Annotated in this window: 23 protein-coding genes and 1 pseudogene; 5 read left to right on the top strand and 19 right to left on the bottom strand. The window is 59.2% G+C overall.

Translation table 11 applies throughout. The annotated features are described in order from the left end of the window. Positions 1-5: 5 nt before the first annotated feature. Together ACSEMK_RS08175 and ACSEMK_RS08170 are read right to left on the bottom strand one after the other, a co-directional pair. Positions 6-548: a YfaZ family outer membrane protein gene (locus tag ACSEMK_RS08175; protein ID WP_087860120.1), complete on the bottom strand. Its 543-nt coding sequence runs from the start codon at positions 546-548 to the stop codon at positions 6-8. 283 nt (positions 549-831) lie between these two features. After that, positions 832-1254 (bottom strand): annotated as a pseudogene (locus ACSEMK_RS08170) (ISNCY family transposase); the annotation flags it as partial. A 116-nt stretch (positions 1255-1370) separates the two neighbouring features. Here ACSEMK_RS08170 and nudI point away from each other — a divergent pair. Beyond that, the gene (gene nudI, locus ACSEMK_RS08165; protein WP_087860119.1) at positions 1371-1796 is read left to right on the top strand and encodes a nucleoside triphosphatase NudI; all 426 of its coding nucleotides are present in this window, start codon (positions 1371-1373) and stop codon (positions 1794-1796) included. On the opposite strand, the gene ACSEMK_RS08160 is transcribed toward nudI, so the two are convergent. Together ACSEMK_RS08160 and tctD are read right to left on the bottom strand one after the other, a co-directional pair. Then, positions 1793-3202 carry a sensor histidine kinase gene (locus ACSEMK_RS08160; protein WP_271031724.1) on the bottom strand — a complete coding sequence of 470 codons (1410 nt, stop codon included), beginning with the start codon at positions 3200-3202 and terminating at the stop codon, positions 1793-1795. The two genes, nudI and ACSEMK_RS08160, sit on opposite strands and share 4 nt — an antisense overlap. Continuing rightward, positions 3189-3866, bottom strand: coding sequence for a transcriptional regulator TctD (gene tctD, locus ACSEMK_RS08155; RefSeq protein WP_430914757.1), 678 nt, complete (start codon positions 3864-3866; stop codon positions 3189-3191). Before tctD ends, ACSEMK_RS08160 begins: the two co-directional genes overlap by 14 nt. A 133-nt stretch (positions 3867-3999) precedes the next feature. On the opposite strand from tctD, the gene ACSEMK_RS08150 reads away from it, so the two are divergent. The 3 genes from ACSEMK_RS08150 to ACSEMK_RS08140 are packed head-to-tail and all read left to right on the top strand — an operon-like array spanning position 4000 to position 6956. Continuing rightward, complete coding sequence (locus ACSEMK_RS08150) at positions 4000-4980, top strand: Bug family tripartite tricarboxylate transporter substrate binding protein (protein ID WP_087860116.1); 981 nt, start codon at positions 4000-4002, stop codon at positions 4978-4980. Between the two features lie 15 nt (positions 4981-4995). Continuing rightward, the gene (locus ACSEMK_RS08145) at positions 4996-5427 is read left to right on the top strand and encodes a tripartite tricarboxylate transporter TctB family protein (RefSeq protein ID WP_430914756.1); all 432 of its coding nucleotides are present in this window, start codon (positions 4996-4998) and stop codon (positions 5425-5427) included. An 11-nt stretch (positions 5428-5438) separates the two neighbouring features. Next, positions 5439-6956 carry a tripartite tricarboxylate transporter permease gene (locus ACSEMK_RS08140; RefSeq protein WP_015365603.1) on the top strand — a complete coding sequence of 506 codons (1518 nt, stop codon included), beginning with the start codon at positions 5439-5441 and terminating at the stop codon, positions 6954-6956. Here ACSEMK_RS08140 and menE read toward each other — a convergent pair. From menE to ACSEMK_RS08105, 7 genes are all read right to left on the bottom strand, one after another. Continuing rightward, a complete protein-coding gene (gene menE / locus ACSEMK_RS08135) occupies positions 6953-8314 on the bottom strand; it encodes an o-succinylbenzoate--CoA ligase (RefSeq protein ID WP_430914755.1) in 1362 nt (453 codons plus the stop codon). The two genes, ACSEMK_RS08140 and menE, sit on opposite strands and share 4 nt — an antisense overlap. After that, the gene (menC, locus tag ACSEMK_RS08130) at positions 8311-9276 is read right to left on the bottom strand and encodes an o-succinylbenzoate synthase (RefSeq protein ID WP_411325961.1); all 966 of its coding nucleotides are present in this window, start codon (positions 9274-9276) and stop codon (positions 8311-8313) included. The genes menE and menC overlap by 4 nt, the downstream gene beginning before the upstream one ends. After that, positions 9276-10133, bottom strand: a complete 858-nt coding sequence (gene menB / locus ACSEMK_RS08125) for a 1,4-dihydroxy-2-naphthoyl-CoA synthase (protein ID WP_015365600.1) — start codon at positions 10131-10133, stop codon at positions 9276-9278. Before menB ends, menC begins: the two co-directional genes overlap by 1 nt. Before the next feature lie 14 nt (positions 10134-10147). Next, a complete protein-coding gene (gene menH, locus ACSEMK_RS08120; RefSeq protein ID WP_430914754.1) occupies positions 10148-10906 on the bottom strand; it encodes a 2-succinyl-6-hydroxy-2,4-cyclohexadiene-1-carboxylate synthase in 759 nt (252 codons plus the stop codon). Further along, on the bottom strand, positions 10903-12573 hold the full coding sequence (gene menD / locus ACSEMK_RS08115) for a 2-succinyl-5-enolpyruvyl-6-hydroxy-3-cyclohexene-1-carboxylic-acid synthase (RefSeq protein ID WP_430914753.1): 1671 nt from the start codon (positions 12571-12573) through the stop codon (positions 10903-10905). Before menD ends, menH begins: the two co-directional genes overlap by 4 nt. 76 nt (positions 12574-12649) lie before the next feature. Continuing rightward, a complete protein-coding gene (gene menF / locus ACSEMK_RS08110) occupies positions 12650-13945 on the bottom strand; it encodes an isochorismate synthase MenF (RefSeq protein WP_430914752.1) in 1296 nt (431 codons plus the stop codon). A 173-nt stretch (positions 13946-14118) separates the two neighbouring features. Beyond that, positions 14119-14580 carry a GNAT family N-acetyltransferase gene (locus tag ACSEMK_RS08105; RefSeq protein WP_015365596.1) on the bottom strand — a complete coding sequence of 154 codons (462 nt, stop codon included), beginning with the start codon at positions 14578-14580 and terminating at the stop codon, positions 14119-14121. 56 nt (positions 14581-14636) lie between these two features. Between ACSEMK_RS08105 and rnz the strand changes: the two genes are divergently transcribed. Next, on the top strand, positions 14637-15557 hold the full coding sequence (gene rnz, locus ACSEMK_RS08100; protein WP_430914751.1) for a ribonuclease Z: 921 nt from the start codon (positions 14637-14639) through the stop codon (positions 15555-15557). 57 nt (positions 15558-15614) lie between these two features. Here the strand turns inward: rnz and nuoN are convergent, their stop codons facing one another. From nuoN to nuoG, 8 genes are all read right to left on the bottom strand, one after another. Beyond that, entirely contained in the window at positions 15615-17072 is a 1458-nt protein-coding gene (gene nuoN, locus ACSEMK_RS08095) for an NADH-quinone oxidoreductase subunit NuoN (protein ID WP_015365594.1), read from the bottom strand. 6 nt (positions 17073-17078) lie between these two features. Continuing rightward, entirely contained in the window at positions 17079-18608 is a 1530-nt protein-coding gene (gene nuoM, locus ACSEMK_RS08090; RefSeq protein WP_015365593.1) for an NADH-quinone oxidoreductase subunit M, read from the bottom strand. Positions 18609-18777: 169 nt separating this feature from the next. Next, positions 18778-20619: an NADH-quinone oxidoreductase subunit L gene (nuoL, locus tag ACSEMK_RS08085; protein ID WP_015706160.1), complete on the bottom strand. Its 1842-nt coding sequence runs from the start codon at positions 20617-20619 to the stop codon at positions 18778-18780. Next, positions 20616-20918, bottom strand: coding sequence for an NADH-quinone oxidoreductase subunit NuoK (gene nuoK, locus ACSEMK_RS08080; protein WP_004865088.1), 303 nt, complete (start codon positions 20916-20918; stop codon positions 20616-20618). The genes nuoL and nuoK overlap by 4 nt, the downstream gene beginning before the upstream one ends. Then, on the bottom strand, positions 20915-21469 hold the full coding sequence (gene nuoJ, locus ACSEMK_RS08075) for an NADH-quinone oxidoreductase subunit J (protein WP_015365591.1): 555 nt from the start codon (positions 21467-21469) through the stop codon (positions 20915-20917). Before nuoJ ends, nuoK begins: the two co-directional genes overlap by 4 nt. A gap of 11 nt (positions 21470-21480) precedes the next feature. Continuing rightward, positions 21481-22023: an NADH-quinone oxidoreductase subunit NuoI gene (gene nuoI, locus ACSEMK_RS08070; protein ID WP_015365590.1), complete on the bottom strand. Its 543-nt coding sequence runs from the start codon at positions 22021-22023 to the stop codon at positions 21481-21483. Between the two features lie 14 nt (positions 22024-22037). Then, positions 22038-23015 (bottom strand): NADH-quinone oxidoreductase subunit NuoH, encoded by a 978-nt coding sequence (gene nuoH / locus ACSEMK_RS08065; RefSeq protein ID WP_015365589.1) that lies wholly within the window; start codon positions 23013-23015, stop codon positions 22038-22040. Next, positions 23012-25738, bottom strand: a complete 2727-nt coding sequence (nuoG, locus tag ACSEMK_RS08060; RefSeq protein ID WP_430914750.1) for an NADH-quinone oxidoreductase subunit NuoG — start codon at positions 25736-25738, stop codon at positions 23012-23014. The genes nuoH and nuoG overlap by 4 nt, the downstream gene beginning before the upstream one ends. Position 25739 lies beyond the last annotated feature (1 nt).

Here is a 25739-nt window from a genome sequence, read left to right as displayed (position 1 = left end):
GAGGATTAGAAGCTGGCGCTGGCGCCGATGTACGGACCGTCGGCGATGGTGTTATCACGGTTGCCGTCTTTGCCCGCCAGGTTCAGGTAGCGATAACCTGCCTGGATGCTAAGCGGACGCATGATGGTCCAGCTGGCGCCGACGTTCGCTTCTTCATAGCTCTCGATGCCGCTGGAGAGGGAATCAGGCGAGTAGTAATAGTCGCCGTACAGACGGAAGCTATCGCCAATTTTCCACTGCAGGCCGCCGCCGACCGCGGCCGCGTAACCTTCATCGCCCTGCTTCGGATTGGTGTAGATGCCTTTGCCGCCCACGGTCGCCAGGAATGGTCCCAGCGGAATATTCAGACCCAGACCTAAACCCGCGGCGTCGCCGTCGTTATCGCTATGCAACCAGTTGCCGGAAATAGCAAGGCCGGTGGATTCGGTACCGAAGCCAACGCCGAGGTTGGTATAGTGCTCGCCGGCTTCGCCAGTAACGCTAATAGCATGGGCCGCCGAGGAAACCATCATTACCCCGGCCAGGGCCATAAAAATGCTCTTTTTCATTATTTACTCTATCCAGAAAAGAAGAATCAAAGAAGTCCCGAAAAAACCAGAAAATTCTACTGCGCACCCGTCAGGAATCAATGACCTGGCGAAATGATTTTTCACAAGAGTGTAACCAGTTGCGTCTTTTTACATCAATACCGACGCGCAGTTGCGAAAGAATGCAAATTCTGCCGAATTTAAATTCATCAGAATTATATTGAATTGAGTTGTATTGATTAAATAAATCTATATTAACCTGCGCGATCGCCGTCGCGCAGGCCGTTTGAAGGAAGCAGAAAAATTAATGGGCGAGCAGGGCCAGACGCTCCGGCGCAAGCCCCGTCAGCTTCGCCACCAGCGCCAGGTCAAGCCCGTTTTCCAGCATCGCTTGGGCAATACGTTGCGCAGCCAATTGTTCTCCCTGTTCAAGACCTTGTTGCAGGCCCTGCTCAAGGCCTTGCTGATGGCCTTGCTGATGGCCGCGTTGTTCCAGAAACTGGGCAATGTTCATTAGCGTCTCCTTATGCGGCCGTCTGGGGACATTTTGCGCAAGATTACGTAAAAAGGCGACCGGATCGGCGGCATTTCCTGCCTGCAATAAATAGTGAAGCCGCGTCCTGAGCTGCCTGCGGCTAGTGTATCCCAGCGCCAACAGGCTGGCTAGTTGCTCCTGCAGTTCCATCATATCGCGTTGCCGGATATGCTTTTGCAGCAACTCAAGCATTTCGCTTAACTTAGCACTCTGTAGAGCCAGCGCCGTATTTCCCTTGCGGTTTGCCGAGGCCCCTCGCAAACTGTTTCCTCGATTCCCGGCCCGACTCACTGCGAAGGAGAAAAATCATGCGTCAAAGGACGATTGTTTGCCCGCTAATCCAAAATGATGGCCATTACCTGTTGTGCAAGATGGCTGCCGACCGCGGGGTTTTTCCCGGACAGTGGGCGCTGTCCGGCGGCGGCGTGGAGCCGGGGGAAAGTATTGAAGAGGCGCTGCGACGTGAAGTCCGCGAGGAGCTTGGCGAAAAACTGCAGTTGACCCGTATCACGCCATGGAGCTTCCGCGATGATACCCGTGTGAAAACCTATGCCGATGGTCGCCAGGAAGAGATCTACATGATCTATTTGATTTTCGATTGCATAAGCGCCAACCGCGAGGTCACGATCAACGAGGAATTCGACGATTACGCGTGGGTGAAGGGCGAAGACCTGCGACACTACGATCTTAATGCCGCGACCCGCCTCACCCTCAGCCAGAAAGGGCTGCTTTAAGCCACGGTCAGCAGACGCAGCGTCACCTTTAATCCTCCCAGGCTTTCGCTGCGCGACAGCTGCGGGCGGCTACGATGCAGACGTGCGATATCGTTTACCAGCGCCAGGCCCAGCCCGGCGCCGGGTATGCCGCCACCATTCTCCAGCCGTCGAAACGGCGTCAGCGCCTGGTTAATCAGGTTTTCATCGATACCCGGGCCGCTATCCTCCACGCTCAGCGTGACGGCTTCGCCATCGCGATGCAGACTCAGCGTCACCGTCCCACGTGCCGGAGTGTAGCGAATCGCATTGTCGAGCAGGTTGGCGCACAGTTCCCCCAACAAAACGCCATCACCCAAAACGTTCACCGGCGACTGCTCGCCCTCATAACCCAGATCGATGTTTTTACTGCGCGCCTGGGCAATGCGCGAAAAACAGCTATGGTGCACGACCTCCTGCAGATCGACCGCGGCAAACGCCTGCTCGCCCTGCTCCCGGCGTTTTACCGTCGCCAGTTGCAACAAACGTTCGGTGAGTAAAATCGTATCATCCAGCGTTGCGCGCATGGCCTGCAAACTCTCGCGCCACAGCCGCGGATCGTCGCTGGCCAGCGCCACCGAGGCCTGGGTTTTCAGGACCGCCAGCGGCGTTTTCAACTGATGTGAAGCGTCGGCGCTAAAGCGTTCTTGCCGGGAGATCATCACCCGCAGGCGGTCGATATAGCGGTTAAAAGCCACGATCAGCAGCCGAGTTTCCGACCACGGCAGCAATTCCGGTAGCGGCGTCAGCAGGCCGGGTTCGCGGCGCACCATCAGCGCCGAGAGCTGACGCATTGGCCGCAGAACGCGGCGCAGTAGCCACCCCGCCAGTACCAACGTCAATAGCACTAATAAGCCCTGTGACACCCAGGATGAGAACAGCAGTTGTCCGGCCAGCCAGCGCCGCGACTGCAGCGTTTCGGCAATATAAATCTCCGCCATACCAACGATACCGCCTTCATTGACCGGCTGCAGCAGGCGCGCCACGCGGATTGCCTGACCGCGGTATTCGGTATGATAAAACCATGCCAGCGCCGGATAAAGTTGAGTTCGTGAAGTGGCCGGCGGCATTGCCGGCAGATCGTCAAAGCCGGAAATCACTTTCCCCTGCGGGTCGACCACCTTGTAATACAGCCGGTCGTTCATGTTGAGTTCAAAGCTGTCCAGCACCACCCAGGGCACATTGACCTCCAGATGACCGCCGCGCACTACCAGCCGCTCCGCCACGGTACGCGCCGAGGAGAGCAGCGTACGATCGTAGGCCTGCGTCGCCGCCTGCAGCGCGCTCACGTAGCTATTGAATGCCGATAGCCCCCACAACAGCGCCAGCGGCAGGCCAAGAAACAGCAGCAGTTGGGCATACAGCGATTGCGGTTTACCCCAGCTCATGCGGCTCACACTCCAGCAGATAACCCAGCCCGCGTAGCGTAGTAATACGCACGTTGCTTTGCTGGAGCTTCTTGCGCAGGCGGTGAATATAAAGTTCGATGCTTTCCGGACTGACGTCGTCGCTGAGGCTAAACACCTGTTCAAATAGCTGCTGGCGGGAAACCGGACGGGTACGGCGAAACATCAGCACTTTCAACAGCGCCAGCTCGCGCGGCGTCAGGGACAACATCTCACCACGCAGCAGAAAATAGCCTTCATCGCGATATTCCAGCTCCCCAAGCTGCTGTACCTCATGCACCTGCCCTTCGCTGCGTCGCAGCAACGCCCGCAGACGGGCGTCGAGCTCCTCCAGCTCAAAAGGTTTAGGCAGGTAATCATCGGCACCGACGTTCAGCCCTTTCACCCGGTCCGCTACCGCGCTGCGCGCGGTCAACAGCAGCACCGGCAGCGTTTGCCCGCGCTTACGCAACCGCTGTACCACCTCGAGGCCATCCAGGCCCGGCATACCGATATCCAGCACCGCCAGCGCATATTTTTCGCTTTGCAGCAGGTGATCCGCCGCCCGGCCATCAAAAACGCAATCCACGGCAAAACCGCCCTGCACCAGAGCCTTTTCCAACCAGTGAGCCAGCTCACGATTATCCTCGGCTAATAAGAGACGCATATCACATCCTGTAAGGTTGCTGCCCCATTGAAAGGGAAATGAAAGGTAACTGTTTTAACAATCACGCAACCGAATCGCCACATGTCGGTTCACATAATCAGAAAAACATTCCCTGTCCCTACTGAGGAAGCCTATGAAAACGCCATTTTTCCGCCATCTTAGCGCCATCGCGCTGTGCCTCTGTACAACCACCGCTTTCGCGGCGCAAGCCCCGTCCCGCACCGAATGTATCGCGCCCGCCAAACCTGGCGGCGGCTTTGACCTTACCTGTAAGCTGATTCAGGTAAGCATGATGGAAACCGGCGCGATCGAGAAACCGATGCGCGTTACCTATATGCCCGGCGGCGTCGGCGCGGTGGCCTACAACGCCATCGTCGCCCAGCGTCCGGCGGAAGCCGGAACCGTGGTTGCCTTTTCCGGCGGCTCGCTGCTGAATTTGTCGCAGGGGAAATTCGGTCGCTACGGCGTTGATGACGTGCGATGGCTGGCGAGCGTCGGTACCGACTACGGCATGATTGCCGTGCGCGCCGATTCGCCATGGAAAGACCTGAAGTCATTCATGACCGCGATGGAGAAAAATCCCGCCACTATCGTCATTGGCGCCGGGGCCTCCATCGGCAGCCAGGACTGGATGAAAGCGGCGCTGCTGGCGCAAAAAGCCAACGTTGATCCGCACAAGATGCGCTATGTCGCCTTTGAGGGCGGCGGCGAGCCGGTAACCGCGCTGCTCGGCAACCATGTGCAGGCGGTCTCCGGCGATCTGAGTGAAATGGTGCCGTACCTGCAGGGAAATAAGATCCGCGTCCTGGCGGTCTTCTCCAACGAACGTCTGCCGGGCGCGCTGGCCGATGTCCCTACCGCTAAAGAGCAGGGCTATGACCTGGTGTGGCCGATTATTCGCGGCTTCTTTATGGGCCCGAAGGTAAGCGATGCCGACTATCAGTGGTGGGTTGATGAATTCACTAAACTGCAGCAAACCGATGAGTTCAAAAAGCAACGTGAACTGCGCGGCCTGTTTGAATTCAACATGAACGGTAAGGAGCTCGATACCTATGTAAAACAGCAGGTCAGCGATTATCGCGAACAGGCGAAAGCCTTTGGTCTGGCTAAATAATCCGCGGAGGCGCTAATGAGCGATCGTATCTTTGCCGGAGTCTGGCTGTTGCTATGCATCGGCGGCCTGTTTATCGCCTGGCAGATCCACAGCGAATACTCGTATGAACCCGTCGGCCCGCGCCCTTTCCCATTGGGCATTATCGGCCTGATGCTGCTGTGTTCGGCGCTGATGCTGCTGCGTCGCCCGGACGCCATCGAGTGGCCGGGACGACATGTACTGCAACGTCTGTTAACCATGGTTGTGGTGCTGGTGGTCTATGCCTGGGGATTTGAATGGCTGGGCTTTCCGCTAGCCACTGCGCTACTGACGGCGGTGATTGGCCTGCTGTTCGGCGCCACGCTATCGGCGGCAGGCATTGCCGGCGTGGTGATGGGCGTCTCGTTATGGTACGCCTTCGATACCTTACTTGATGTGACCCTGCCGCTTGGCGTCTGGTTAAATTAACGGAGAAGCTTATGGATACCTGGATCTATCTGTCGCAGGGTTTCGCCGTCGCCATGACGCCGGAAAATCTGCTTATTGCCCTCATCGGCTGCTTTGTCGGAACCATCGTCGGGCTGCTGCCCGGCCTCGGGCCGATTAACGGCGTCGCCATTCTGCTGCCGCTGGCCTTTGCTCTGCACCTGCCCGCGGAATCGGCGCTGATCCTGTTGGCGACGGTCTATATCGGTTGCGAATATGGCGGGCGTATTTCGTCTATCCTGCTGAACGTGCCCGGCGATGCCGCCGCCATCATGACGGCGCTTGATGGCTATCCCATGGCGCAGCAAGGGCGCGGCGGCGTCGCACTATCGATTTCCGCCGTTAGCTCTTTCTTCGGTTCGCTTATCGCGATCGGCGGCATTATTCTGTTCGCGCCGCTTCTCGCCCAGTGGTCACTGGCGTTCGGCCCGGCGGAATATTTCGCGCTGATGGTGTTTGCCATCGCCTGCCTCGGCAGCATGATGGCGCAAAACCCGCTGAAGTCGTTCCTCGCGGCGTTAATCGGTTTGGGCCTGGCGACGGTGGGCGTGGATGCCAACACCGGGGTTTACCGCTTTACCTTCGACAGCGTCCATCTCTCCGATGGCGTTCAGTTTATAGTGGTGGTTATCGGCCTGTTCTCCGTTTCCGAGATCCTGTTGATGCTGGAGAGCACCAGCGGCGGGCAAACGCTGGTGCGTAAAACCGGGCGCATGCTGTTTAACACCAAAGAGGCCGCGCAGTGCGTCGGCGCGACCCTGCGTTCTTCCGTGGTGGGTTTCTTCGTCGGTATTCTGCCCGGCGCCGGGGCGACCATCGCCAGCGCCATTACCTATATGACGGAGAAAAAAATCAGCGGCAACAGCGATAACTTCGGCAAGGGGGATATTCGCGGCGTGGCGGCGCCGGAAGCCGCTAATAACGCCTCCGCCTGCGGTTCATTTATCCCGATGTTGACGCTCGGCGTACCTGGCTCCGGCACCACCGCAGTCATGATGGGCGCATTGACGCTGTATAACATTACGCCCGGCCCGGCGATGTTCACCGAACAGCCGGATATCGTCTGGGGGCTCATCGCCGCGCTGCTTATCGCCAACGTGATGCTGCTTATTATGAACATTCCGCTGATTGGCCTGTTCACCCGCATGCTGACGATCCCGCTATGGTTCCTGGTACCCGCCATCGCCGCCGTTTCCGCTGTTGGCGTCTATGCGGTGCACAGCACCACCTTTGACCTGTTGCTGATGGTTGGTCTCGGCGTGCTCGGCTACATCATGCGTAAAATGCATTTCCCGATGTCGCCGCTGATCCTCGGTTTTGTGCTGGGCGAGATGCTGGAGCAGAACCTGCGCCGCGCGCTGTCAATTAGCAACGGTAATCTGGCTATCCTCTGGGAAAGCGGCGTAACCAAAACATTGCTAATGCTGGCTGTCGCCGTCCTGGTGGTGCCGCCGCTGCTGCGTCTGAGACGTAAACAGCGCCAGCGCCGCGCCGAGGCGAATATCGGCTAAACCGGCGAATTGACCCATTCGCGCAGCGCCCGGCGCGAAATCTTAATCCCGCCGTTCTTTAACGTTTCCGGCAGCCGTAGCCACTGTACCGGCTGCTGGAAACGCGCTAACCGTTCAGCGCTCCATGCCGCCAGCGTGGCCATTTCGCAGCCGTCCTCGCATTCAACCACCGCCACCGGACGTTGGCCGTATTCGACATCATCCTGCGGCACAATAAACACCTGCTGAACCTGCGGATGGGCGAGTATCACGCGCTCAACCTCCTCCGGCTGAATGCCTTCGCCGCCGCTAAAAAAGAGATTATCCAGTCGCCCTATAATCGACAGCCTGGCGTTGCGTAACTCCCCGCGATCGCGCGTCGCAAACCAGCCTTCATCGTTGGTTAATGACAACAGTTGACCATCCCGCCAGTAGCCCGCGGCCATGCTCGCCGCCCGCAGCCAGATCTCGCCGGCGACAATTTTTACCTCCCTTCCCGGCAGCGCTTCGCCCACATCCGCCTCGCCGTCGGCCTCTTTGGCGCAGACCGTGGAGGCGAATTCAGTGAGGCCATAGCCGCAGAAACTGCGTATCCCCTGCGCTCGCGCCCTTTCGGTCAGCTCGACCGGAATCGCCGCACCGCCAAGCAACACCGCCTTGAGTGAAACATCGGCATCGCCATTCAGCAGACGCCATAGCTGAGTCGGTACCAGTGAAGCATGGGTACAGCCCTGTAACGCTTGCTCCAGCGGTTGTTTGTCACGCACCGTCAGCCGCGCGCCCGCCAGCAGCCAGCGCCAGATGATCCCCTGCCCGGAGACATGGAACAACGGCAGCGACAGTAGCCAGTCGTCCTCCCCGGCAAACGGCATCAGCGCCAGCACGCCAGCGGCGCTAGCCAAATGGGCGCTGGCGCTATGGACTGCCGCCTTCGGCAGGCCGGTTGAGCCGGAGGTTAACGTCATCGACACCAACCGTTCGCCATGCCAGCAAACGGCATGGGCGCCTTCTGCCGCCTGCAGAGTTAACGCCGGTAAATTCCCCGGCAGCGTATCACCGTTAAGCACCAGTTGATGCTGTACGGTTAACGCAGGCAGCAGTTCCTGCAGCAATACCGTAGGCAGTTGCGGATTAAGCGGCAGCACCCGCGCCCCACACTGCAGCAACGCCAGCCAGGCGAGTAGCGTCTCCGGCTGGTTGTAGGCCCTAAGCGCCACGCCCTGACCTTCCATGACGCCCTGCGCGGCAAAACCAGACGCCAGCGCGTCAATCCGCGCGCATAGCTCACGCCAGGTCAACGCCTGGTCATTCAGGCGTAGCGCCTGCGACGCGCCGCGTAACTGACACCAGTGGCGCCACGGCCAATCGGAAAACATCACAGCAGTTGCTCCAGCTCATCAGCATGAAAAATTGGCAGCGTACTTTCCGGCCACGCCCGCACCAGCTGCGCGCCCATCAGCGCCAGCGTATCGAGTCCGGGGATAGTCTGCGGGGTCAGCCAGGCGGCGATCCGCGCCAGCTGCGTTAACCCCAGGCTGGACTCGATCGACGAGCTAATCACTGCACTCAGCCCCAGCGCATGCGCCGCGGCGACCTGTTGCTGAACCTTTTGTAAACTGCCGGTCAGCGTCGGTTTGATCACCACCGCGCGCACGCCGGGCTCGGCGACAAAACGGAAATCCGCCTCGCGCAGGCTTTCATCCCAGGCGATAGCGATACCGGTCTGCTGACTGAATTCGCGCGAATCGTCGCGGCTTTTGCACGGTTCTTCGAGAAAGGCAATGCGTTGGCGATACGCCGGATTAACATATTTGGCGAACTGCTGCGCTTTGACCGGCGTCCACGCCCGGTTGGCATCCAGCCGCAGCTGCAGGTCGGGGATCGCTTCCAGCAGCAGATTCACCACCATGCCGTCGCGTACCGCCTCCCACAGCCCTACTTTCACCTTAGCGACTTTCTCGCCGGGCATCGCCGCCAGTTTGGCGAACAGTTCATCCGGGTCGCCGGAACAGAGCGGCGCCGCGCGATAATCCGCCGCCTGTGGTAGCTCGCCGCCAAGCTCCGCCTGCGCGCAACTAATACCAAAAGCGACGGAGGGCTGCATAGGAAGCGGCGCCTCGGCGCCGTCGCGCCAGGCCCGCGCCCACGCCAGCAGCGCCATTTGCGCCTCTTCCAGCGTTTCGTCACTGAATCCCGGCAGGGGAGAAATTTCCCCCCAGCCTTCGCGTTCACCCTCCTGCAGGCGGATGAACAGCCCATCGCGGGTTTTTAACCGCCGTTCGCGCAGAACCACGCCCGCGTCCATCGGTATCTGCCAGCGGTAAACCTGCGAAACGCGCATTATGGATTCCGTTTAAATTTGCTGAAGTCCGGCTGACGTTTCTGGTTGAAGGCGTTACGTCCTTCCTGCCCTTCTTCCGTCATGTAGAACAGCATGGTGGCGTTACCCGCCAGCTCCTGCAGCCCGGCCTGGCCGTCGCAGTCGGCGTTCAGCGCCGCTTTCAGGCAACGCAGCGCCATCGGGCTGTTTTGCAGCATTTCACGACACCAGCGCACGGTCTCTTTTTCCAGATCCGCCAATGGGACCACGGTATTCACCAGCCCCATATCCAGCGCCTGCTGGGCGTCGTACTGACGGCACAGGAACCAGATTTCGCGCGCTTTTTTCTGCCCGACGATACGCGCCATATAGGAAGCGCCCCAGCCGCCATCAAAGGAGCCGACTTTTGGCCCGGTCTGGCCGAAGATGGCATTATCCGCCGCGATGGTCAGGTCGCACATCATGTGCAGTACGTGGCCGCCACCGATAGAGTAACCGGCGACCATCGCCACTACTGGTTTCGGGCAGGTGCGGATCTGGCGCTGGAAGTCGAGTACGTTGAGATGGTGAACCCCGGAGTCGTCCTGATAGCCGCCGTAGTCGCCGCGGACTTTCTGGTCGCCGCCGGCGCAGAAAGCTTTATCGCCTTCACCGGTCAGCACGATAACGCCGATATTGTCGTCGTAGCGGGCATCCGCCAGCGCCTGAATCATCTCTTTGACGGTCAGCGGACGGAAGGCGTTGCGCACCTGCGGACGATTGATGGTGATTTTAGCAATCCCGTCAGTCGATTTTTGATAACGAATATCGGTATAGCCTTCTGAGCAATCGTGCCATTCAACGGGGGCGTAGAGCATTGCTTCATCAAGAGAGATCATAGAATGTCCTTCAGTTAACTTGCCAGAATCTGCGCCAGACAGGCAATCACCGCAGCGGGGTTGTCCCGGTGCGCGTTGTGTCCGGCATGGTGAATGATATGGGTATCGGCGGCGAGCGCTTGCGCGATAGCGCGAAACTTCGCGTCGTGTTCGCCGCACAGGTAGTGAAAAGGAAAATCGCGAGCCTGCAGAGACGCGCGCAAATCGGCCTGCTCCGCAAGGGAGGTTGCCTCCAGCATCGCCGCCAGCGTAGCGCCATTATTGCGGCGACGTAGGGCGACCAATGACTCACGCTGCGCCGCATCCAGCGAAGCGAAGACCGGCTGCTGATACCAGTCGGCGAAGACCTGCGCTAACGGCTCGCGGCGAAAACGTTCCGCCCAGGCGCTATCATTGCCGCGCCGCGCCTGCCGCGACGCTTCGTCCTGCAGGCCCGGATGTCCGCCCTCGACGATCAGGCCGCGCAGGCCCGCGCGCGGCTGGCAGGCGAAGTTCATCGCCACCCGGCCGCCCAGGGAGTAGCCAACCAACCAGTAATCCAGGATGTTGTAACTATTTAGCGTAGCCTGCAGTAATTCGCTGACCCCGGTAAAGCCATCGACCGCGATATCCGCCGAGCCACCGTGCCCCGGCAGATCGAGATACAGCCGCGGCCAAGCCGGAAACGCTTCACCAACCGTACGCCACTCGTCGCGGTCTCCGGAAAAGCCGTGCAGGAATACCAGCCAGGGATAACCCGGCTGGCCGCTTTCAACCGTCGCGTTGAGCGTCACAGGCGGCTTACCTGCGCCAGCAGTTGCTGGAGAGTCTGCGTACCGTCGGTCTCGTTAACCGCCAGCTCAATTACCGTCGCCCCGGCGCGGCGCCACGCGCCTGCCAGCGCCTCATCCAGCGACTGCCAGTCATCAGGGCGGTGATAAGCCAGACCAAACATCGCCGCCGCGTGGCTGAAATCAACGTCCTGCGGCATTAAATAGAACTGGCGGCGCTCGTCCTGCGGCGTCGGCAGCATAGAGAAAATCTGCCCGCCGTTATTATTGACCACGATCAGCACCAGCGGCGCCGACGCCTGGCGCAGCAGGGCCAGCGAGTTGAGATCGTATAACGCCGAAAGATCGCCGACGATCGCAAGCGTAGGCCGGGCGCTCGCGCGCTGCACGCCGGCGGCGGTCGCCAGTAGGCCATCGATGCCGCTGGCGCCGCGATTACTATAGACCGGATAACCCGCCGGCAGTTGCCCCAGCGCGTCTATCAGGCGTACCACTAAACTGTTGCCAACAAACAGCTGTCCCTGATCCGGCAAATAGCGCCGAATGCGCTGCGCCAGCTGCGCTTCGCCAAAAGGCTCGTTGCTGGCGACCGCGGCCTGCCACGCCTGCCCGGCAAGCTGCGGGATCACCGTCGCCCACGGCTGGCGTTTCTCCGCCGGATGCAGTTCGAGCCAGCGCTCAACGCTTGAGAGCAGACGGCGACCGCGGTGCTGCGCCGGGTCGAGACGACCGCGCAGATTATCCACCAGCCAGTATTCATCCGGCTCGCAGGTCGCCTGCCACTGAAGCACGCGTTTGCCGGTCAGGCTGCTACCGAGTTGCACGACGATTTGCGCCTGCGCCAGTTCGCTGACCGCTTTACCGTTGCCAAGCCACAGGTCGGCGCACGGTAACGGCTGCCCGGTCTGCGACAGGACATCGCCAATCATCGGCCAGCCGAGGGTCTGCGCCCATTCAGCCACTTTTTTACCTTCCGCGGCGCTCATCCTGCCCGCGACCACTACGCCGCGTTTTTGCCGCCAGAAGAACCAGTCGCGCTGTTTCTCACTCTCCATCTGCAGCGCCTGACGTAGCCAGGGTTTATCGCTCTGCCACCAGTTGCCGAGCTGCTGTTGCCACTCCAGCCCGGTATCGTCCATATCGCCATATAGCGGCTCCGCGAACGGGCAGTTGATATGCACCCCACCGGCATGCAGCTCGCCCAGCGCCTGATCGATAGTCGAGACTAGCCAGCGGGCGGAAATATCCTGCGAAGGTCGCGGTAAAGAAACGGTCTGCGCAGGATGAGAAGCAAACATTCCCGGTTGGCGGATGGCCTGATTGGCGCCGCAGTCGATAAGCTCCGGCGGGCGGTCGGCGGTCAGCAGGATCAGTTTTTCACCCGTCAGGCCCGCTTCAATCAGCGCCGGATAGAGATTCGCGGTTGCGGTTCCGGAGGTCACAATCACCGCCACCGGCTGGCGGCTAGCCTTCGCCAGTCCCAGCGCCAGGTGGCCAAGGCCACGTTCGTCAAAATGAGTGTGATGAATAAAAGCGCGGTTTTCCGCCGCCGCCAGGGTTAAGGGCGTCGAGCGCGAGCCTGGGGCAATGCAAATGTGCTGCACGCCGTGGCGGGTTAAAGCTTCAAGGATCACCGCCGCCCAGCGTCGGTTAAATGCGCTTACTGACATGAAATTGTCCGGTATCAAATATTGATGCTAAGTATAGATAAGGCAGAGTTGCGCCGTTTTGATATACGTCGTCTCTCTACGTTTCTGAAAGTAATAACGTTCGTAATCCCGCCGCTTTATTTTCTATTTCTTGCCACTCCTGCTGCGGGTCAGATCCGCTGACAATACCGGCCCCGGCATACAGCCGCAGGGTGTCGTTCTCGACTTTTGCCGAGCGCAGCGCCACGCAAAACTCGCTTTGCGCCAGAGAAAGATAACCTGCGGAGCCGGCATACCATTCGCGGGCGAAAGGCTCATGACGGCGGATGAACGCCAGCGCCGCCTGGCGCGGCAGCCCCGCCACCGCGGCGGTAGGCTGCAACTGCAGCAAGCAGCGGCTGTCGTCGGGCTCAGCCAGTTCGCACCAGATACAGCGCCGCAGATGCTGCACCTTGCGCAGGCGTACGACCTGCGGCGGTAGAACGTCAAGCGTCGGCGACTCGCTCTGCAAACGCTGGCAGATATCCTCGACCACCAGCATATTTTCCCGCTGGTTTTTATCGTCTTTCATTAGCCAATCGCCCAACTGCTGCGCCCGGGCGTCATCAGGATGATTAGCGACGGTACCCGCCAGCGCTTCGGTGCGCAGCAGCGCGCCGCGTCGCCGCCATAGCCGTTCCGGCGTGGAGCCGAGAAACGCCTGCTTCGGGCTAAAGGCCATCAGGAAGTGAAAACAGTTAAGATTGCTGCGCCGACTGGCCGCCATAATGGCAAACGCCTGCAGCGGCGCGCTAAAGCGTAAATCCGTGACCCGCGCCAGCACAACCTTATCCATTTCGCCGGCGCCGATTGCCTGCGTCGCCTGCGTAATCAGCTCGCTCCACTGCGGGTATTCCGGCGCATGCTGCTCGCTTTGCAGCGGCGGCATCGATGCCGCCGTCGCCTGCTCGCTATTTAATGATTGGAGAAACGCCCGCGCGGCGGCCGCGTCGTCTTGCAGCGAGGTCGCACTGTGTACCACCAGCCGCAAAGTCGCTTTGCCGCCCAGGCGGCGCCACTCCAGCCGCGGCAGAAACAGATGGCCCTGCTGCGGGTCGAACGCGTTCAGCCCGCTGATGCGCAGATTTTCCCGCCCCTGCGCGCATAAAAAATCATGCGCCGCGGACAAAGAGGCAAAGGTGGTTACCGCCCCCAGCGCCGCCAGCTCTTCATCACCATTACGCTGCTGCCAGTAGAATTGCGGCCAGCACGGCTGGCGCGCGCACCACAGTAACGGGTCGAAGGCGTCGTTTAACGGGAATGGGATATCAAAAATTCGCGTGCCGGGCGACGGAGGGAAATCTTCAGCCAGACAACCCAACAGGCTTTCCAGCGCGGTGGAAACAGACAGCACGCGAACCTCCACGAAATTAAAAACCCCACATTATAAAGGGTAGCTGCGATAAATAGCAGTACCCATCATGAGGGAGCGAACCTTAACAGGCCCGGCGAACGCCAGACACTGGATTCGCTACAGGAGGAAAAGTATAGATAGTTGATAGCGATACGCTATTACTATTTAGCTTCTTAATGAGTTGTGATGTCACGCGCCATACCGATATGGGCAATACCATCTTCATCGTATACCTCTGTCACCGGCACAAAACCAAAGCTGGCATAAAATTTCTGCAGATGCGCCTGCGCCCCCAGATAAATCGCCTTCTGCGGCCAGTTCTGCCGGCAGCTGGCCAGCGCCTGCTCCATCAACTGGTAGCCCAGCTTCTCGCCGCGCACGGACGGGCTAACGATAACCCGGCCAATCACCACCGGTTCGAACTCCTCTTCGCTTTTGAGGATCCGCGCGTAGGCCACCAGCTCTCCGTCGCGCCAGCCGAGCAGATGACGGTTCTCACCGACTAAATCATCGCCGTCGATATCCTGATAGACGCAGCGTTGTTCGACGACAAACACCGCGCTGCGCAGCTTCAGCAAGGCGTACAGTTGAGCAACGGTGAGCTCGCTGTGATGTAAATCCTGCCAGGTCATCATTTGTGACTCCTTATTGATATACTGATGCTTTACCACTCGCCTGAGGACACTGGACGATGGAATTAACATTTTTGGGGACATCCGCCGGCGTGCCGACCCGTACGCGTAATATGACGTCGATAATACTGAATTTGCAACAACCCACCAGCGCTGAAATGTGGTTGTTTGACTGCGGCGAAGGCACCCAGCATCAGTTTCTCCATACCCCTTACCACCCAGGCAAACTGAATAAAATTTTCATCACTCACCTGCACGGCGATCATCTGTTCGGCCTGCCCGGCCTGTTGTGCAGCCGCTCGATGCAGGGAAACTCGCTGCCGCTGACGGTTTACGGGCCAAAAGGGATTAAAGAATTCATCGAAACCGCGCTGCGCCTGAGCGGCTCATGGACCGATTATCCGCTCACTATCATCGAAGTCAGCCCAGGTCTGGTCTTCGACGAAGACGGCTATCGGGTCAGCGCGTACCCGCTCAGCCATCCGGTGGAGTGCTACGGCTACCGCATCGAACAGCATGGCAAGCCCGGAACGCTCGATGCCGCCCAACTGATTGCCGATGGCGTGCGTCCGGGGCCGCTGTTCCATAAGCTCAAGCTCGGCCAGCGTGTTGAACTGGAAGATGGCCGGGTCATCGACGGCAGCCGCTATCTGGGACCAGCGACCCCGGGTAAAACGCTGGCCATCTTCGGCGATACCGCCCCCTGCCCGCAGGCGCTGGAGATGGCGCGCGGCGCGGATGTGATGGTCCACGAAACCACCCTTGAGCAGGCGATGGCGGAGAAAGCCAATAGCCGTGGCCACTCTTCCAGTCAGCAAACCGCGGCGCTTGCCAAAGAAGCGGGGGTCGGCACGCTAATCGCCACCCACTTTAGCTCGCGCTACGATGCCGAAGGCTGCCTGCGTATGCTGGCGGAATGCCGGGAGATTTTCGCCAATACGCTACTGGCGGAGGATTTTATGGTTTATCGACTGGCATAAATCGCAGGCAAAAAAAAACCGCCGACAAGTCGGCGGTTTTTTTATTTATAGCGCAGATTACATCAGCGGCGTCGCCAGCTGCACGATGCTAATCAGCGGCTGCGGCCATACGCCGAGCACCAGCACCAGCAGCGCGGAGATCAGCACCACGATACCGCCGGCGCTGTACTGCCAGTTTGACGGCGCATCGCGGTTCAGCTGCTCCGGGGCGCTCAGGTACAGGCTGACGGCAACGCGCAGGTAGTAGTAGAGACCAATCGCCGAACCAATCACTACCGCGGCAACCAGCCACCACAGGTGCGCATGCACACCGACGGCCAGCACGTAGAACTTACCGATAAAGCCGAGGGTCATCGGAATACCGGCCAGCGACAGCATCATCACCGTCATTACCGCCGACAGGATCGGACGGTGCCAGAACAGACCGCGGTAGGAGAACAGCGAGTCAGCATCCGGACCGCGGTACGGGCTGGACATCAGGCTGACCACGCCGAACGCGCCGAGGCTGCTGAACAGATAACCGGCCAGGTAGACGCCAACGGCTTCCATCGACATTTCGCCGCTCTGCAGGGCGATTAACGCCACCAGCAGATAGCCGAGGTGGGAAATGGAAGAGTAACCGAGCAGACGCTTAATGTTGGTCTGGCTCAGCGCCATCAGGTTACCGAAGATGATAGAGGCGAAGGCGATCAGGCCCAGCACCACTCGTACCGCTTCGCTGTCGCCCACCGGCATGTACAGGAACAGACGCATCACCACGCCGAAGATGGCAATCTTGCTGGCGGTAGCCAGGAAGGTGGATACCGGCGCAGGCGCGCCCTGGTAAACATCCGGCGTCCACAGGTGGAACGGCACCAGCGACAGTTTAAAGCCAAGACCGACGATCATCAGACCGAGGCCCGCCAGCAGCAGCGGCTCGTGCAGCGCGTTGTCAGCCAGGCTCTTGCCCAGCGCGAGGAAGGACAGGTTGCCGGAGTTCGCATACACCAGCGCCATACCGAACAGCAGGAAAGACGAGGCTGCCGCGGAGAGGATGGTGTATTTGATGCTCGCTTCCAGCGAACGTTTCTGGCGGAAGGCGTAGCCGACCAGGCCGAACAACGGCAGCGAAATTAATTCGATACCGAGGAACAGCGAGGCCAGGTGATTGGCGCCGGCCAGCAGAATGCCACCCAGCGCGGCGATCAGCACCAGCAGGTAGAACTCTTCTTTATTGTCCTTGTAACCCTCAAGCCATGGGTAGGCGAAAGTACAGGTCGCGAGGCTCGCCAACAGCACCAGCCCGGTATAGAGCATCGAGTAACCGTCAACGCGGATCAGCGGGGTGACGTCCATCGCCCCGTTCTGACCGACAAACCAGAGCGAGACCAGCGCGGCGTTTAGTCCGAGAACCGACAACGTGGCATTGAGAAAATGATTGCGTCGCCACGCAATGGAGAGCATCACAACCACCACCGTCAAGCCGACGATCAGCAGCGGTAGCAGTGCGATCAGTTGTTGTGGAGTTATTGTCATGGCGAATTACGGCCTTGTAGTAGAAACAGAATTAACAAACCACTGCTGAATGTTGCTCATCGCAGCATGCGAGGTGTCGAGAATCGGCTGCGGGAAGAAGCCCAACAGCACCAGCAGCACCACCAGCAGCAGGATGATAGACAGTTCACGCAGGGACATCCCCGGCAGCTCTTTCGTCGCGATTTCGCTCTTCGCCTTACCGAAGTAGGCGCGATGCAGCATCGACAGCGAGTAAACGGAAGCGAATACCAGACCAAAGGTCGAGATAACGGTAATCACCGGCACCACTTTATAGCTGCCGAACAGAATCATAAATTCGCCGACAAAGTTACCGGTGCCCGGCATCCCCAGGGTGGCGACAGCGAAGAACATCGACATCGCCGGCAGCCATTTAATTTTGCTCCACAAGCCGCCCATCTGGCGCATATCGCGGGTGTGCAGACGTTCGTACAGCTGACCACACAGAATGAACAGACCCGCCGCGGACAGACCGTGGGCAATCATCTGAATCACCGCCCCTTGATAAGCCAGCTGGCTACCGGTGTAGATAGCAATCAGCACGAAGCCCATGTGGGAAACGGAGGTGTATGCAATCAGACGTTTGATATCGGTCTGGGCGAAGGCCATCCACGCGCCGTAGAAGATACCGATCACGCCCAGCCACATGGCGATTGGCGCAAACTCGGCGGAGGCGTTCGGGAACAGCGGCAGCGCAAAGCGCAGCAGACCGTAGGCCGCGGTTTTCAACAAGATGCCCGCGAGGTCGACGGAACCGGCAGTCGGCGCCTGGGAGTGGGCGTCCGGTAGCCAGCCGTGCAGCGGCACCACCGGCATTTTCACCGCGAAGGCGATGAAGAAGCCGAGCATCAGCATGTATTCCACGCCGTGCGACATCGGGGTTTTCAGCAGCTCTTCATAGTTGAAGGTCCACACGCCGGTGGCGTTGAAATGGACGAATGCCAGCGCCAGAATGGCGATCAGCATCACCAGACCGCTCGCCTGGGTATAGATGAAGAACTTGGTGGCCGCCGTGATACGCGTTTTACCGTCAGAGGCTTTGTGACCCCACAGCGCGATCAGGAAGTACATCGGCACCAACATCATTTCCCAGAAGAAGAAGAACAGGAACATGTCGATGGCGAGGAATACGCCGATGACGCCGCCCAGGATCCACATCAGGTTGAGGTGGAAGAAGCCCTGGTACTTTTCGATTTCGCGCCAGGAACAGAGCACCGCCAACACGCCGAGCAGGCCAGTCAGCACCACCATGAGCAGCGACAGACCGTCAATCGCCAGATGGATGCTAATGCCGAAACGTGGGATCCACGGCAGCACGAATTCCGACTGCCACTGCGGAATCCCCGCGGATTGCGTCAGAGAATAGCCGCCCTGCATCCACAGCTGCAGGCCAAGCACCAGCGTCAGTCCCATGGTAATCAGCGCAATCCAGCGCGGCAGTTTCACGCCAAAGCGTTCAGTCTGCCAGCACAGGAAGCCGCCAATAAAGGGGATTAATATTAGCCAGGGTAATAACATGGCGATTTTTATTCCTTGTTAAAGTCCCGTTCAGGACCGATTTTCAACGAATTCGACTACATTCACGTTTGAGTGCGGTTTGTTGTGTCGGGTGGCGTTTCGCTTACCCGACCTACGGTTTCGTAGGCCCGGTAAGCGAAACGCCACCGGGCAAAACCGCGCGCTCAAATCAACGCAGTACCATCAGCAGAGCCAGCACTACCACCGCGCCAATGCTCATTGAAGCCACATACCACCGCAGATAGCCGTTCTCGCTCACCAGCAGGCCTTTACCTGCGAAGCGGGACAGAATCGCCGGGATATTCATCAACGAGTTCAGCGGATCGCTCTTCAGCAGCCAGGCGATACCGAGGAATGGTTTCACGAACACTTTGTCGTATAACCAGTCGAAGCCCCAGGCATGGAACCACCAGGTACCGAAGAAGCGGCCAGGCGCGCTGTTGGCGATGGAAGTCACCAGCGTACGTTTGCCCAGCCACAGCCATGCGGCGATCAGGATGCCGGCGATAGCGATAATCCCGGAGGTCATTTCCAGCGTCATCACGCTACCGTGAGCGAGCTCGGTGGTCTGCGGCAGTACGCCTTCCAGCGGCGGCACAATCAGCGCGCCAACGAAGGTGGACAGAATCAGCAGCACAATCAGCGGCAGATGGTGGGTAATCCCCTTCCCTGCGTGCGCGTGAATTTGCTCTTTACCGTGGAACACGATGAAAATCATACGGAAGGTATACAGCGAGGTCATAAAGGCGCCAACCAGGCCCGCTACCATCAGATTGATATGGCCGTTGGCCATCGCGCCAGCCAGAATCTCATCCTTACTGAAGAAGCCTGCGGTGATAAGCGGCAGAGCGGACAGCGCCGCGCCCCCCACCAGGAAGCAGACATAAACCAGCGGAATGGATTTGCGCAGGCCGCCCATCTTGAAGATGTTCTGTTCGTGATGGCAGGCGAGGATCACCGAACCGGACGACAGGAACAGCAGCGCTTTAAAGAACGCATGCGTCATCAGGTGGAAGATCGCCGCGTCCCATGCCTGCACGCCCAGCGCGAGGAACATGTAGCCAATCTGGCTCATAGTCGAGTAAGCCAGCACGCGTTTGATGTCGGTCTGCACCAGCGCGGCGAAGCCCGCCAACACCAGCGTGATTGCGCCAACGATACCGACCAGATGCAGCACTTCCGGCGTCATCAGGAACAGGCCGTGGGTACGGGCAATCAGGTACACGCCCGCGGTCACCATGGTAGCGGCGTGGATCAGCGCAGAGACCGGCGTCGGGCCCGCCATCGCATCGGCAAGCCACGTTTGCAGCGGCAGCTGAGCGGATTTACCGACCGCGCCGCCGAGCAGCATCAGCGTCGCCCACTGCAGCGTGGTGCTGCCGTTAGCGAAGTGCTGCGGCGCCAGCTCAACCATTTCACGGAAGTTCAGGGTGCCCAGTTCGTTATAAAGAATGAACAGCGCGAAGGCGAGGAACACGTCGCCGACGCGGGTGACCACGAACGCTTTCATCGCCGCGGCGTTGTTCTTCGGATCGGTGTAGTAGAAGCCGATCAGCAGGTAAGAACAGAGACCCACGCCTTCCCAACCCAGGTACATCAACAGCAGGTTATCGGCCAGCACCAAAACGACCATGCTGGCGATAAACAGGTTGGTGTAAGCGAAGAAGCGAGAGTAGCCCTCTTCGCCGCGCATGTACCAGGAGGCGAACATGTGGATCAGGAAGCCGACGCCGGTAACCACGGAGAGCATGGTCAGAGACAGGCCATCCAGTACCAGGTTGAAGCCGATGTTGAAATCACCGACCGACATCCAGTTCCACAGCGGTACGCTGACCGCCTGTTTGCCGTTAGCGAAAAAGTCGACGCCGACGTACGCCGTCACCAGCGCCGCCAGGCCTACCGAGCCCATCCCCACGGTAGCGGAAAGATTTTCCGACCAGCGTCCGCGGGAGAAGGCCAGCAGCACAAAGCCAATCAATGGCAGAAGAATGGTTAAGGCAAGCATGTTCATCCACGCAACTCACTTACTGAATCGATGTTCAGGTTCTGGCGGCGACGATGGAGCTGCAGCAGCAGCGCCAGACCGATACTCGCTTCCGCAGCCGCGAGGCTGATGGCGAGGATATACATAATCTGACCATCAGTCTGGCCCCAGTAGCTTCCCGCGACCACGAATGCCAGCGCGGCGGCGTTAATCATGATTTCCAGGCTAATCAGCATAAACAGCAGATTGCGGCGGATCACAAGACCAGTCAGGCCGAGCACAAACAGGATGGCGGCGAGGATCAGTCCATGTGTTAAGGGGATCATGCGTGTTCCTCCGTTTTTCTTTTATCGCTGTCGTTCACGCGGTTGCTCAGCACCTCACCGGCGCGCTCTTCGCGGCCAATGTGGAAGGCAACAACCAGGCCCGCCAGCAGCAGCATGGAGGCCAGCTCCACCGCCAGGACGTACGGCCCAAACAGCGCAATACCCACTTCTTTGGCGTTGATCGCCGCGCCGTCGATACCCTGGTCATTGATGCCCAGGATGGCGTAAACGATTACCACCAGCAGCACCGCGGAAAGGATGGCCGGGCCAATCCAGATCCCCGGCTGCAGCCATTTGCGTTCCTGTTCGATCTCGGTGCCGCCCAGGTTGAGCATCATCACCACGAACACGAACAGCACCATAATGGCCCCGGCGTAAACGATGATTTCCAGCGCACCGGCGAAATAAGCGCCCAGCGAGAAAAACACCCCGGCAATCGCTAACAGCGAAATGATCAGGTACAACAACGCGTGCACCGGATTGGTGTGGGTGACGACCCGCAAGGTTGCGAGGATGGCTATCAGGCCACAGATATAAAAAGCGAATTCCATTGCCCCTCTCCTTACGGTAACAGGCTCTTGACGTCGATTGGCTTAGCTTCGTTTTCCGCTTCGCCCTTATCTTTGCCGTCGATTGCCATACCCGCCATCCGGTAGAAGTTATATTCCGGGTATTTGCCCGGACCGGAAATCAGCAGATCCTCTTTTTCGTACACCAGATCCTGACGTTTGTATTCGCCCAGTTCGAAGTCCGGGGTCAACTGAATCGCCGTGGTCGGGCACGCTTCTTCGCACAGGCCGCAGAAAATGCAGCGTGAGAAGTTGATGCGGAAGAACTCCGGGTACCAGCGGCCGTCTTTGGTCTCTGCTTTCTGCAGAGAGATACAGCCAACCGGGCAGGCTACCGCACACAGGTTACAGGCAACGCAGCGCTCTTCACCGTCCGGATCGCGCGTCAGCACGATACGGCCACGATAGCGCGGCGGCAGATATACCGGCTCTTCCGGGTACATCTGAGTTTCACGTTTGGCGAAGGCGTGCATCCCGATCATGCAAATACTGCGGACCTGGGTGCCGAACCCTACCAATAATTCTTTTAAGGTCATGTTCAATTCACCCCTTATTGCGCCTGCCAGAGAATGACAGCCGCCGTTACCAACAAGTTGACCAGCGTTAACGGCAGGCATACCTTCCAGCCAAAGGACATTACCTGGTCATAACGCGGACGCGGTAATGATGCGCGGATCAAAATGAACATCATCATGAAGAACGCGGTTTTCAGCGCGAACCAGATGAAAGGCGGTAACCACGGGCCATTCCAGCCGCCGAAGAACAGCGTCACGATCAGCGCTGAGACGGTGACGATACCGATGTATTCACCGACGAAGAACAGACCGAATTTCATACCGGAATATTCAATGTGGTAACCATCGGCCAGTTCCTGCTCCGCTTCCGGCTGGTCAAACGGGTGACGGTGACACACCGCCACGCCGGCGATGGCGAAAGTCACGAAGCCGAAGAACTGCGGGATGACGTTCCACAGATGCGCCTGGTTGTTGACGATATCGGTCATGTTGAATGACCCCGCCTGCGCCACCACGCCCATCAGGGAGAGACCGAGGAACACTTCGTAGCTCAGCGTTTGCGCGGAAGCACGCATCGCCCCCAGCAGCGAGTATTTGTTGTTGCTCGACCAACCGGCGAACAGGACCGCGTAAACCGCCAGGCCTGCCATCATCAGGAAGAACAGAATACCGATGTTGAGGTCGGCGACCACCCACGACGGGCTAACCGGCACGATAGCAAAGGCCAGCAGCAGCGAAGTAAAGGCGATAACCGGCGCCAGAGTAAAGATCACGCGATCGGAGAAGCGCGGGATCCAGTCCTCTTTGAAGAACATCTTGATCATGTCGGCGACCAGCTGCAGCGAACCGCCCCAGCCCACGCGGTTAGGTCCGTAGCGGTTCTGGAACAGGCCGAGCAGACGACGCTCGCCGAAGCTCATGAACGCGCCGCAGGTGACGACCACCAGCAGAATGACCACGGCCTTCAGGATGCTTAACAGAATGTCGATAAGATCCGGCGTTAACCAACTCATGCTTGCGCCTCCTGCAGTGAATCAATACGCGCCCCGGCCAGTACCGGCGCGATGCCCGGCATGCCCATCGGTAAGCCAACCTGTCCCGCAGCCAGCCCTTCAGAAATAACCAGCGGCAAACTCAGCGTCTGGCCTTCAACGCTGAAGGAAACCATCGCCCCGGCATTGACGCCAAGCTTTGCGGCATCCGCCGGGTTCAGCTTGATGTACGGCTCAGGCATCCGGCTCTGGAACACCGGAGAACGCTGCGACAGCTCATCGCTGCCAAACAGGTGATAGTACGGCGCAATACGCCATTTGCCCTCTTCCGCGTGGAAGCTGGCCGGAACCGCCGTGAAGTACTCCAGCCCGCTGGCGGAAGCTTCAATCAGACGTACGCCCGGATCGCCGTGGCGCAGTTTACCGCCCACTTCATCCTGGAATTTGTTCCATGCCTGCGGGGAGTTCCAGCCCGGCGCCCAGGCGAACGGGATCTGCGAACGCGGCGCGGACGGCTGGTTGTTCCCTTCCATTGAGAAGGCGAACATGGTGTCTTTATCCTGCGGCTGACGCGGTTCGTGCACGCTGATGTTGGCGCGCATCGCCGTGCGGCCGCTGTAGCGGTGCGGTTCACGCGCCAGCTTCTGGCCGCGAATGCGGAAGGTCGCATCCGGCGCGGCATCTTTAATGCCCGCCAGCTGCGGCAACGCCGCAATCGCCGCATCAATGACGTGGTCCAGCTGCGTCCAGTCAACCTGACGGTTGTTGACGGTGCTGTGCAGCGAATGCAGCCAGCGCCAGCTTTCCAGCATCACGGTTTTCGCGTCGTAGTAAGCCGGGTCGTAAACCTGGAAGAAACGCTGGGCGCGGCCTTCGTTGTTAACAACGGTACCGTCGCTTTCCGCAAAGCTTGCCGCGGAGAGCACCAGGTGCGCTTTGTCCATAATCGCGGTGCGCTGATGGTCAACCACCATCACCAATGGCGCTTTCGCCAGCGCAGCGTCGACGCGCGCGGCGGAAGCATGACGGTGCAGGTCGTTTTCCAGCACGATAACCGCGTCTGCGGCGCCGCTTTCCAGTTCGCCCAGCGCCTCTTCAAGCGAGCCGCCGCCGATCATGCCCAGACCGACGCTATTCACCGCGCGGGCGACCATGGTCACGCCAACATCGGCGCCGCGGCCTTTCAACGCTTTCGCCACGTTGGCGGCAGCCTGAATGATTTCCATGCTACCGGCGTTAGTACCGGAGATAATCAGCGGTTTTTTCGCCCCTGCCAGCGCCTGAACGATAACATCGACTTTACCCTGCAGGTCATGGCTCAGGCCATCAACCGCCGGCGCGCTGTCATCCAGCGCATGGGCGATAGCGAAGCCCAGACGCGCCTGATCTTCCACCGGCGCGCGATAGGTCCACGCCGCGATGTCATCCAGGCGAGTGTCGTCGATATTAGTGACAAATAACGGATGCTTCGCGCGCTGTCCGATGTTGAGAATTGCCGCAATCTGCCAGTCGGCCACTTTCTGCGCCGCCGCCATTTCGCGAGCTTTCCCTTTCACCGCCTGGCGTACCGCCAGGGCAACGCGCGCGCCGGTCTGAGTAATATCTTCGCCCAGCACCAGTACCGCATCGTAGGATTCGATATCGCGCAGCGTCGGGGTATGGATCCCGCCTTCGCGCAGCACTTTGAGCATCATCTGCAGGCGCGCTTGTTCGCCTTTAGCGATGCCGGTATAGAAGTTTTCGCTACCGACCAGCTCACGCAGCGCGAAGTTGCTTTCAATGCTGGCGCGCGGAGAACCGATACCAATGACTTTCTTCGACTGGCGCAGAATATCCGCCGCCCCCTGCATCGCCTGTTCGGCGTTGAGCGCGATCAGATCGTCGCCGCGGCGCTGAACCGGCTGACGCGGACGATCTTTGAGGTTTACGTAGCCATAGCCGAAACGACCGCGGTCGCAGAGGAAGTAGCGGTTAACGGTACCGTTATAGCGGTTTTCGATACGACGCAGCTCGCCATAGCGTTCGCCAGGGCTGATGTTACAGCCAATGGAACACTGCTGGCAGATGCTCGGCGCAAACTGCATGTCCCACTTACGGTTGTAACGCTCAGAGTGCGTTTTATCGGTGAAGACGCCGGTCGGGCAAACTTCAACCAGGTTACCGGAGAACTCGCTTTCCAGCGTGCCATCTTCCGGGCGGCCAAAGTAGACGTTGTCATGAGCGCCATAAACGCCCAGATCGGTGCCATCGGCATAATCTTTATAGTAGCGAACGCAGCGGTAGCAGGCGATGCAGCGGTTCATTTCGTGAGAAATAAATGGCCCCAGATCCTGGTTGCGGTGGGTACGCTTGGTGAAACGATAGCGGCGGAAGCTATGACCGGTCATGACCGTCATATCCTGCAGGTGGCAGTTGCCGCCCTCTTCGCAGACCGGGCAGTCGTGCGGGTGGTTGGTCATCAGCCACTCCACCACGCTTTCGCGGAACTGCTTCGCTTCGCCGTCGTCAATAGAAATAAAGGTGCCGTCAGATGCCGGAGTCATACAGGACATCACCAGGCGACCACGCGTGTCTTCCGCGTTCTGATATTGCTTCACCGCGCACTGGCGGCAAGCACCGACGCTCCCTAGCGCCGGGTGCCAGCAAAAGTATGGAATATCAAGACCAAGAGAGAGACAAGCCTCTAGCAGGTTGTCCGCTCCGTTGACCTCGTATTCTTTGCCGTCTACATGAATCGTAGCCATT

The organism is Klebsiella sp. K-3, assembly GCF_051207495.1.
Classification (GTDB): domain Bacteria; phylum Pseudomonadota; class Gammaproteobacteria; order Enterobacterales; family Enterobacteriaceae; genus Klebsiella; species Klebsiella aerogenes.
The sequence above is the reverse complement of the archived record's forward strand: the minus strand, read 5'-3'. Positions and strand labels throughout refer to the sequence as shown.

Bases quoted from the DNA above. Each gene is read 5' to 3' on its own strand.
- ACSEMK_RS08175 (WP_087860120.1), bottom strand. From the start codon at position 548: ATGAAAAAGAGCATTTTTATGGCCCTGGCCGGGGTAATGATGGTTTCC.
- nudI (WP_087860119.1), top strand. From the start codon at position 1,371: ATGCGTCAAAGGACGATTGTTTGCCCGCTAATCCAAAATGATGGCCAT.
- ACSEMK_RS08160 (WP_271031724.1), bottom strand. From the start codon at position 3,202: ATGAGCTGGGGTAAACCGCAATCGCTGTATGCCCAACTGCTGCTGTTT.
- tctD (WP_430914757.1), bottom strand. From the start codon at position 3,866: ATGCGTCTCTTATTAGCCGAGGATAATCGTGAGCTGGCTCACTGGTTG.
- ACSEMK_RS08150 (WP_087860116.1), top strand. From the start codon at position 4,000: ATGAAAACGCCATTTTTCCGCCATCTTAGCGCCATCGCGCTGTGCCTC.
- ACSEMK_RS08145 (WP_430914756.1), top strand. From the start codon at position 4,996: ATGAGCGATCGTATCTTTGCCGGAGTCTGGCTGTTGCTATGCATCGGC.
- ACSEMK_RS08140 (WP_015365603.1), top strand. From the start codon at position 5,439: ATGGATACCTGGATCTATCTGTCGCAGGGTTTCGCCGTCGCCATGACG.
- menC (WP_411325961.1), bottom strand. From the start codon at position 9,276: ATGCGCGTTTCGCAGGTTTACCGCTGGCAGATACCGATGGACGCGGGC.
- menB (WP_015365600.1), bottom strand. From the start codon at position 10,133: ATGATCTCTCTTGATGAAGCAATGCTCTACGCCCCCGTTGAATGGCAC.
- menD (WP_430914753.1), bottom strand. From the start codon at position 12,573: ATGTCAGTAAGCGCATTTAACCGACGCTGGGCGGCGGTGATCCTTGAA.
- ACSEMK_RS08105 (WP_015365596.1), bottom strand. From the start codon at position 14,580: ATGATGACCTGGCAGGATTTACATCACAGCGAGCTCACCGTTGCTCAA.
- rnz (WP_430914751.1), top strand. From the start codon at position 14,637: ATGGAATTAACATTTTTGGGGACATCCGCCGGCGTGCCGACCCGTACG.
- nuoN (WP_015365594.1), bottom strand. From the start codon at position 17,072: ATGACAATAACTCCACAACAACTGATCGCACTGCTACCGCTGCTGATC.
- nuoM (WP_015365593.1), bottom strand. From the start codon at position 18,608: ATGTTATTACCCTGGCTAATATTAATCCCCTTTATTGGCGGCTTCCTG.
- nuoL (WP_015706160.1), bottom strand. From the start codon at position 20,619: ATGAACATGCTTGCCTTAACCATTCTTCTGCCATTGATTGGCTTTGTG.
- nuoK (WP_004865088.1), bottom strand. From the start codon at position 20,918: ATGATCCCCTTAACACATGGACTGATCCTCGCCGCCATCCTGTTTGTG.
- nuoJ (WP_015365591.1), bottom strand. From the start codon at position 21,469: ATGGAATTCGCTTTTTATATCTGTGGCCTGATAGCCATCCTCGCAACC.
- nuoI (WP_015365590.1), bottom strand. From the start codon at position 22,023: ATGACCTTAAAAGAATTATTGGTAGGGTTCGGCACCCAGGTCCGCAGT.
- nuoH (WP_015365589.1), bottom strand. From the start codon at position 23,015: ATGAGTTGGTTAACGCCGGATCTTATCGACATTCTGTTAAGCATCCTG.
- nuoG (WP_430914750.1), bottom strand. From the start codon at position 25,738: ATGGCTACGATTCATGTAGACGGCAAAGAATACGAGGTCAACGGAGCG.